The organism is Bifidobacterium pongonis (genome assembly GCF_019331805.1).
Lineage (GTDB): Bacteria > Actinomycetota > Actinomycetes > Actinomycetales > Bifidobacteriaceae > Bifidobacterium > Bifidobacterium pongonis.
In genome coordinates this window covers 23,614-32,751 of sequence record NZ_JAHBBE010000032.1, presented here as the reverse complement: position 1 = coordinate 32,751, position 9,138 = coordinate 23,614, and the positions used below count along the sequence as shown (strand labels likewise).

Genomic DNA, 9,138 nt, shown 5'->3' with positions numbered 1-9,138 from the left:
CAGCTGGCCCACCAGCATCAGCGTGATCACCACGCCCACGGCTTCGTAGTAGGGTTCGCGCGAATTCTCCGGCAGCACGCCGGGCGCGAAGGTGACGACCAGCGAATACAGGAATGCGGCCGCGGTGCCCATGGTGACCAGCGCGTTCATTTCGGGGGAACGATGCACGATGGCCGCCCAGCCGCTGCGGAAGATCGGCAGGCCCGCATAGCCGACGACGGGCAGCATGCACAGCAGCTGCGCCCACGCGGGCATGTGGTACAGCATGAGCATGGACGAGCAGAACACGGGGATCGTGCACACCGCGGCCACGATGAGCCTGTGGATCAGTGTTCTGATCTCACGGGCGTCGCCGATGGTTTTGATGGCGGTTTCGTCCGCGTCCGCCTGCGGATCGGGCTGCGTATTGGTTTGCACGTCGGGTTGCGTATCTGCGGCTGCACTGGCCGCCGCCGTACCGTGATGCTTTCCGGGAAGCACCCGCAATGTGCCATGCAGCATGTTCATACCGCAGGCGAAGCCGTACTCCCCCGGTTCGCTGGGTTGCAGCGTGACCGTGGTGGAGCGGAACGCCGGCAGGGCCTTGTCCACGCCGAAATCGGAGAACACCACATGGGAGGAGCATTCGCCGTCCTCCTTGCGGTCGAACACCAGTCTGAGCGGCATGCCCGCCTCGGCTTCGACCACCGACGGGCTGTACCCGCCTTTCACTTCGATGACGGCTTCCTGTACGCCACCCTCAAGGTGTGCGCGGTATGCCTTGCGCGGCGCGAAGAAGAACCAGGCGATGCCGATCGTGGCCAACACCGCCAGGGCAATCGCGATCACAACCTGCATATGCGTTTCCTTCTCTCAATTGTCTGAAACCATCACACCATATATCGTTGCGGCGTGCGGGAAAATCTCGTATCGCGTTCAGCGGAACCAGTGCGGTGGAATATGCGGCCTGAGCCGCGCAGCGGGGACTCGGCCGGGTGCCCATGGAGCACTCGGAGGGGCTGCCGGCCGAGTATCTCGCTTATGTATGGCAGATTCACGGCTTCGCAAAATGCTAGGTGGCTTATATATGGCACCGATCTGCAAATATCCGGAGTATGCGCGTTGGAATTCCAACGCGCATACTCCGGATATCACGTTTTGAGTGCCATATATAAGCCACCTAGCAAAATACAAACCCCGAAATCCGCCATATATAAGCGAAGTAGCGGGCGAACGGCGGAACAACGAAGAGCCGTGGCCGAGCAACAGCGGAACAGTGGACGGAACAGCAAAGAATCGCGAAAAGCGGCGGCGAACCGGCGCCATGTGCGCCGCAGCCTCGCACGCTCAATCGTCTTGGCAACAGAAAAGCCCGCTGCCGTAAGGCAGCGGGCCGGAAATCACACGCGAATGCGCACGGTCGGGATCAGGCGAACACCTTGAACAGGGCCGCACCCGCGATCGCGCCCAGGATCGGCGCCACGACCGGGATCCAGGCCTCGCCCCAGCGGGAGGAGCCCTTGGCCGGGATCGGCAGGATGGCGTGCAGCAGTCGCGGCATGAGATCGCGGGCCGGGTTCAGGCCAGGGCCGGTCGGGCCGCCCATGGAGGTCACCAAACCCCACACGATGAAGCCGACCACAATGGACGCGGCGGCCGGGTTCGCCTTGCCCCACGGCAGGCACAGGCAGCACAGTGCGCCGACCACGAGCACGAAGGTGCCGAAGAACTCGTTGAGGAAGTAGTTGAAGCGATCGTTGTGGGCGTCGGTGGTGCAGAAGGTGCCGAGGATAGCGTCGGCGTCCTCGGTCTCCTTGTAATGCGGGTAGTAGGTGATGTACACGATGAGCTGGCCGACGAGTGCGCCGAGCAGCTGGGCGATGATGTACGGCAGCACGAGGTTCCATGCGAACAGGCCGTTGACCGCCTGGGCGATGGTCATGGCCGGGTTGATGTGCGCACCGGAGATGGCTCCGAACATGAGCACGGGGAACATCACACCGAAACCGTAGCCCATGGCGATGTTCAGCCAGCCTGCGTGGTGGCCCTTGGTGTTCTTGAGTTCGACATTGGCGACTGCACCGTTGCCGAAGATCATCAGAATGGCGGTACCGACGAATTCGGCTGCCAGCTTAACGAAAAGTGAGTATTCCACTACTGTTTCCTCTATTAATTGCTTCTTCTCTACAGGATGTTGCGATTCCGCTATAAGCAGACGACATTCCACCCTACTCCCCACGTTGGAAGTCGCCATACCCCCGCAAATGCGGGTTTTGCGCCGTGCACCGCGAACCTACGGACAGCGCGTGGCACAGCGACGTTTCGCCCTGGAGCGACTGCGCGAATAGGTGGCCGGAAAAAAACAAAAAAGCCTTGGAATAATTCCAAGGCTTTATCTGTGCCCCCTCAGGGATTCGAACCCTGGACACGCTGATTAAGAGTCAGCTGCTCTAACCAACTGAGCTAAAGGGGCGTTGGTCATTTCTTGAACCGAGAGATAAGTTTACTCATAAACGACTATCGCGCAAACGTCGGCGTGTCGCGCTGCAAAACGTTGGAATTCCAACGTTTTACAACATTGGCAAAAAACGTCATCAACAACGAAAATCCGGCTTGAATGCAGCGGAACGGACCTTGAGATTCCGAAAACGACCGAACAATATCCCGAATGCATGCGCGCGGTCACCCTGACGCCCCTCGACCCGGCTTTGTCCCACCGAAAGCGAGACGTACACTGGAGGAAGGCCAAGGAGCATGTGCACACCGCAGTGAGAGGAACGGAGAATAAGGAAGGAATCCCATGTTCTGCTCCCAGTGCGGCGGCCCCGTCGACGCGACGATGAAGTCATGCGTCACCTGCGGCGCCCCAATACCCCAGCTAGCACCATCGATGCCTATGACGCAAGCCATGCCGTTGATGCCGTCGATGCCGTCAACGCCATCAGCGCAACCAACGCAACCACCGCCCGCCGGCGCCCCGCAGGGCCCCGTTCACAACGCCATGAACGTTCCTCATGTCCCCAACATCGGCAATGCCACCGGCATCCCCAACATCGCACAACGCACGGCCTTCAATCCGCAAGCGCTTGCCGCGGAGCTCTTCTCCCAAAAATCCATAAAAACCATGGTCGCCAGCTTGGGCATCGGCATCGTCGCGATGCTTGTGACGAACTTTATCACCACTCTTATCTTCGCCACGATATTCTCCCCGAGCAGCGAGCAGAAGCTCATCCCTGAATTCCTCGACACATTACCAAGCTTCGACGCCCCAACCATAACGACGAATCCGATGTCGAGCTTCTTCGTGATCATGGTGCTCGGCCTTGGCGGGGCACTGCACATGAACACGTCATCATCATCTGCATCGTCGTCGGCGCGATACTGGCCGCGTTGGCTGTCACCTATGTCGTGTTGAACGCCACGGTGTTCAGTGCGACGGCAACCGCCGAATCGTACGCCAACGCCATCGCATCCGGCGACTACAGCAAGGCCACTTCGATGGTCGATCCAAAGCTCAGCGGGAAGGAAGGCCAGCTGCTGACATCGGAGGCCTCTTCCAAACAGGGCACCGGTATCACCGATATGAAGGTGACCGAAACCCGCACGCAGGGTAATCGCGCATTCGTCAAGCTCAGTTACAAGCTGGACAACACCCCTGTCGAAGATGCGCTGCCGCTTGTCCAGGAGGGGAACAAGTTCCTGCTGTTCCCGAACTGGCGCATCGAAACCCCGCTGATCAAGCCGCTCAACCTGCATGTCCCGAAGTGCGTGTCCGAACTGGAAGTGAACGGCATGCGCATCGACAACCCGAATACGGGTACATATAGCGGCGTGTATGAGACGCTCAAGGTGTACCCGGGCACGTACCGGATCACTGTGCCGAAATCCGATTTCATGACCGTCGACCCGGTGACTTTGACGACGGGAATGAACGGTTCGAGGGGCACTTTGGATGCGAAGGCGACCGATAAGCTGAAGGAGCGTCTGGCCGCGGCGCTCAAGGAGAAGCTGGACGCGTGCAGCACCAACGGCGCCGGCGAAGGCTGCCCGGCTAATCCCAGCACGTATTTCTCCGGTCCGACCTACCGCAACTTCTCGTGGAAGGTTGAGGAGAGTCCCAAGGTCGACGATGTCAATCTCGACAGCGGGCTGTTCTTCTCCGAAGCGGGCAAGCTGAAGATCTCCTACGATTGGAGGCTTGGCGGCAAGTGGGAGCATCGGGAGGCCTCGCATTCCTTCCGTCTCAACGGCACTTTCGAGATGAAGGGCGATAGCGTCACGATTTCGCTCAGCAGCAACAAGTAGGTGTGGGAACAGCGGCGGGCGGACTGATCGATTGATTGGCTGGCCAATCGACCAACGCCAGCCGGCCAACGCCAGCCGACAGCCCGCCGACCTCACTACCGTACATAACAAGGAATCCCCTGCATCTACCGATGCAGGGGATGTTCATAGCGCATGCCGAATGCCGTTCCAGCCGGGCGCTACTCTAGCTGAACCTAATCCATCTGCACCGCCATGCAGTCGTTCGGCCCGAACGCGTTGGCCGAACACCACGACCGCGCGTCGCTCACCGAATCGAAACGCTCGCCGGAAAGCAGCACGTAGTAGTCGGCCTCGTGACCGTACCGCGTGTAGTAGTCGTAGTCCGCGGCCCACGCCAGCACCGCGTTCGGCCACTTGGCGTGAAGTTCGAGGTACTGCTTGTAGATGTCGCGGTAATGCTGGGTTTTGCCGTCGACTTCCATGCCGTATTTTCTGCTGAACAGCTGCGTGGTCGGCACGTCGTACAGCGAGGAGATCGCGGAACGGTCATCCGACACCTGCCAGCTCAACGCCAGCTGCGCGTACCGTTCCATGTCCGAGTCCGCGATATTCGCGCCGCCCCTGGCACCGGCCACGTCCGCGGACGGTTTGCCGTTCGGGGTGGATCCCTTCTGCACCACCATGCTGGTCGAACCGGTTTTGATCCGGCTCACGGCACGCCAATACTGGCTCGTCGTGAACGCCAGTTTGAGCGTGGTTTCGCCGTTCTTGAACTGCATCGGTTTGGTCGTGAAATCGTATACCGCGGACGCGATCACCTCGTTGTCGGAATCCTTGATGGAGATCTTGACGTCCTCGCCCTTCCAAGCCTTGTCTTCGCACGCGTCGGCGGAGAAATCAACCGTCGCGATGAGCGTGCTTCCGTTGGCCGTCACACCGCTCAGGCTCGCGTCGGGCGTCGTGGTGCAGGTCTTGTTCCGCTTGCTTGTTTCGGATTTGCCGGTTTTGCCTTGCGCCGGCGAATTCCCGTTCTGCGCTGCCGCGGATTTGCTTTGCGACGTCGTGGTTTCATTGCGTGCGGACGTCTCGTCGTTCGTATGGGCGAGGAGGTTCCAAGCGACAAAACCCGCGACGACCGCCACCACTACTACCACTATCGCGATGATCGTGATGATGAGCGTCTTCTTGCGGCCGGAAGAGGGGGATTGCGCGGCGGGCGCGGATTGGTCCGCTGGATCCGGCGGAACGGCCGGAGCCGACGGAACGGCTGCGGTAGGCGGGATAACTTGGGTGGACGGGATAGCTGCGGTAGGCGGAACCGTTTGGGCAGGCTGGGCAGCCGGAGCGGCCGGTACCGCCGAATCGGGCTGCATGACTTGGGAAGCCGGCGATTCCGCACCTACCGGCGAACCGCAGTCGCTGCAGAATCGCATGCCGGGTTCGATCGGCGAACCGCAGAACGTGCAGAAGCCGGGCATCGCCGCGCCTGTGTTTTCGGGCACCTGTTCGGCGCCGCACCGGGAACAGAACCGGTCGTTATCGTCCCCTTCGAAACCGCATCGATTACATCTCATCGGTATTCCCCCTTCTCGTATAAATGCCCCGTTAGGGATTCCACGCGACAGGCCTTCTCCCAAACGAACCCGGCTTGAGCGTAATACCCCCTAGAATAGGTGGAGCGTGCGGTGACGCACAATTTTTACGCAAGAAAAAAAGGGGGTAATTATCTAATGTCATGCCCAAATTGTGGCAAGCCGACCGATGAGGGGTCGCGTTTCTGCGGCGCCTGCGGCTTTCCTCTCACCTCGCCTCAACCCGCTGAGGCCACCGGTACAACCGACACCACCGGTACCACCGGGATTGCCGAGCCGACCGTCTCCGACGCGGCTCCGGCACCCGCGGCGCAGGAAACGCAACCTGTGGAGCCGATCGCGCCCGCTCCTGTAGCGGCAAACGTCCCGGCCGCACCCGAACCCCAGGCAGCGCCCACCGCACCTCAGAAGCAGCCGACGCAGCCGATTCAGCCGGTCCAGCCGGTTCAGCCAACGCAGCCGATTCAGCCAATCCGAACCGCACCGGCACCCCAATCCGCCCAACCGACGCAGCAGTTCCAGACCGTGCCCGCCACCCCGCAGGCACAGCCAACCCAGCAGTTCCAAACCGCCGCCCCGGCCGCGCCCGCAATCCAGCAGATGGTGACCAATCCCACCGTCGCCGCCCTGACCAAGCCGGAATCCATCGCAACCATGGGCGCCGGTCTTGGCATCGGTTTGGCGGCCGCCCTGGTGCTCGCCCTGATCGGATCCATCGCGTTCTTCGTCGCTGGCGACAATCTCGAAAGCACGCTTTCCGACATTCCCGGCATATCCAATGTCACAAGCATGCTGACGGGTTCCGGTGGGGAATACGATTCGCCAAGCGCCCTTCAGATCGTCATCACGGTGCTCATGCTGGGCATTTCCGGTTCGCTGAACATGACGACCAGCGCTTCTGGATTCTCGGACTATAGCGACGACGGCACCCACCTGTGCTTCCCGGTCGGTCTGCCCGGCATCGCGCTGATGCTCGGCGCGGCGTTCGGCGTCTACATGCTGGCCCGCAAGCATGCGGTGCATTTCAAGTGGACCGGCGTGATCGGTTCCGGCATCATCGGCCTGCTGTCCGGCCTGGTGATCGTGATTCTCGCGGCCGTGCTCCCCTTGTCCGCTGGCGGATCCTACGGCCCGTTCTCCGCGTCCGTTTCGCTGTCCGGCGCATCCTTCCGCACGTTCTTCATGGCGCTCCTGCTGGCCGGTCTCGGTGCTCTGGCCGGTTACGCGCTGGCGCAGTATGCGCCCGATTCCGGTAACGTGTTCACCGCGGGTTGGCGTTGGGCGCATCGCGTGCGCGGTTTCGTGCGCACGTTCGTCGAGGCCGTGGCCATCTACGGTGCACTGTTCCTCGTGCTCGGTCTGATCGCGATGATCGCCGTGGCGGCTTCCGCAGGCAACGCTCTCGCCGGTATCCTGCTGATTCCGCTGCTGCTGCCCGCCTTGCCGTTCATTCTGCATTCCATGTCGTCGCTCGGCGGCATTTCCGCGGCGTACTCAGGCGGCGACTCCAACACCACATTCACCCTGTTCAAGCTCACCGGCCATTTCCAGTACGCGTGGGCGCTGTGGCTCTGCTTCGCGCTGTTCGTGGTCGCCACGCTGTACATCGCGCTGCGCGCGTCGGCACGCAACATGTACGACCCGTATTACGCCAAGTGGGAGAACACGTGGAAGGCTCCCGTCGCGATGATGGCGTTCTGGCTCGTCGTGGAGTTCGCGTTCACGAGTTTCACCGCCGACTACGACTCCTACAAGGTTTCCTTGACCGTTCCCCTGTGGTACTGCCTTGTCGCCGGAATCTGGATGTTCGCCGTCGAGGCGCTCGCGTTGTCGTTCGGTCCGACGATGATCACGTCGCTTCCGGGCCTGTGGAAGATGTTCGTCGGCGGCACCGTACAGCAGACGCCGCAGAATGTGGTCGATTACGTCAAGGCCTGCGATCCGCGGTTCGGTATGCCCAAGGTGGCCAAGACCACCGCAACCATGGCTACCGTACAGATGCAGCAGACCGTACAGATGCAGCAGACTGTGGCCCAGCCCGCGCCCACGAGCACGCAGGGCGGTGAGCCCGCACAGGCCGCACCCGCACAGCCCATAGCACCTGTGCCCACGCAGGTCGCACCCGCCGCGTCCGCTGCGCCTGCAGCCCCCGCAGTACCTACAGCGCCTACAGTGCCCGCCACACCGGCTCAGCAGCCGATCGCCGCTCCGGCATCCCCTGCACCCGCCGCACCCGCCGCGCCCGCCGCACCCGCCGCACCGGCGGTCGAACGGAAACCGCTCAGCCCGGAAGCCAAAAGGACGATCATGATCGGCGGCATCGTCGCCATCGTGATCATCGTGCTCGGCGTCGTCTACGGCGTGCTGACCTCGACCGTCTTCAGCGCCAGGTCCACGGCGGAAAGCTACATGTCCGCGCTCGCCAGCGGCGATTACGACAAGGCCAGCGGCATCGCCGACCCGCAGATCGGCAAGGATAAGCGCAAGCTGCTGTCCAACAGCGTCGCCAAAGTCGACAGCGCGACCATCTCGAATCCGCATGTCACCAGCGTGGAGACCAGCAAAGGCACGACCACCGTTTCGGTGAGCTACACGCTGGACGGCGCAACGATCAACGAGAGCCTGTCCATGAACAAGTCGGGTACGAGGTTCCTGATCTTCCCGGACTGGCAGATCACGACACCATTGGTCAAGTCGGTCAACGTCACCGTTCCCAATTGCGTGGACAAGCTGACCGTCAACGAGGTCGCCGTAACGGCCAAGAACGCGGAGAAGAACGGCAACGTGTGGAGGCTGCGCGTGTACCCCGGCACGTACTCCATCGGCGTGGAGAACACGGAGTACATCTCCGGCGGAACCACCACGTTCCGTACCGGCAAGGAGAACGAGTCGACGGTTGAAGTCACGGTGAAGGCCACATCCAAGCTCGAAAGCGACCTGGAGGACGCGCTGAACGCCAAGCTCGACAAGTGCGCGGAATCCAACGAAGCCAGTCCGCTCTACTGCCCGTTCAGCTACAGCACGTATGACGAAAGCCAGTACCGCAATTTCGCATGGTCGATCAGCAAGTACCCGGCGATCAAGAACATCGATCTTGAGAACTCCTCCTTCACCACCAAGAACGGTAAGGTGAAGCTCACGTATGAATGGAAGTTCGGCGATGAGTGGGAGCCTTCGGATACGTCCGACACGTTCCGTGCGAACGGTTCGTTCGTCATCAAGAACGGCAAGATCATCATCGCGTTCGACGAGGATGACGACGATTACTACTACTAAAAACCGCCGTGCCGATTCGCGCTGA

Annotated in this window: 6 protein-coding genes and 1 tRNA gene; 3 read left to right on the top strand and 4 right to left on the bottom strand. The window is 61.3% G+C overall.

Annotated features, from left to right (window positions below; all coding sequences use genetic code 11):
* From KIH75_RS08090 to KIH75_RS08080, 3 genes are all read right to left on the bottom strand, one after another.
* Window positions 1–837, bottom strand: an 837-nt coding sequence (locus KIH75_RS08090) for a cupredoxin domain-containing protein (protein WP_219056241.1), incomplete at its 3' end; no start/stop codon positions are given.
* Between the two features lie 568 nt (window positions 838–1,405).
* Window positions 1,406–2,134, bottom strand: coding sequence for an MIP/aquaporin family protein (locus KIH75_RS08085; RefSeq protein WP_219056240.1), 729 nt, complete (start codon window positions 2,132–2,134; stop codon window positions 1,406–1,408).
* A gap of 244 nt (window positions 2,135–2,378) precedes the next feature.
* Window positions 2,379–2,452, bottom strand: a tRNA-Lys gene (locus KIH75_RS08080).
* A gap of 423 nt (window positions 2,453–2,875) precedes the next feature.
* Between KIH75_RS08080 and KIH75_RS08075 the strand changes: the two genes are divergently transcribed.
* Window positions 2,876–3,394: a hypothetical protein gene (locus KIH75_RS08075; protein WP_219056239.1), complete on the top strand. Its 519-nt coding sequence runs from the start codon at window positions 2,876–2,878 to the stop codon at window positions 3,392–3,394.
* Window positions 3,370–4,284 (top strand): zinc ribbon domain-containing protein, encoded by a 915-nt coding sequence (locus KIH75_RS08070; RefSeq protein ID WP_219056238.1) that lies wholly within the window; start codon window positions 3,370–3,372, stop codon window positions 4,282–4,284. The genes KIH75_RS08075 and KIH75_RS08070 overlap by 25 nt, the downstream gene beginning before the upstream one ends.
* Before the next feature lie 194 nt (window positions 4,285–4,478).
* Here KIH75_RS08070 and KIH75_RS08065 read toward each other — a convergent pair whose 3' ends face one another.
* Window positions 4,479–5,819: a zinc ribbon domain-containing protein gene (locus tag KIH75_RS08065; protein ID WP_219056237.1), complete on the bottom strand. Its 1,341-nt coding sequence runs from the start codon at window positions 5,817–5,819 to the stop codon at window positions 4,479–4,481.
* A 156-nt stretch (window positions 5,820–5,975) separates the two neighbouring features.
* Here KIH75_RS08065 and KIH75_RS08060 point away from each other — a divergent pair, with 156 nt between their 5' ends.
* On the top strand, window positions 5,976–9,113 hold the full coding sequence (locus tag KIH75_RS08060; RefSeq protein WP_236028154.1) for a zinc-ribbon domain-containing protein: 3,138 nt from the start codon (window positions 5,976–5,978) through the stop codon (window positions 9,111–9,113).
* Window positions 9,114–9,138: the final 25 nt, after the last annotated feature.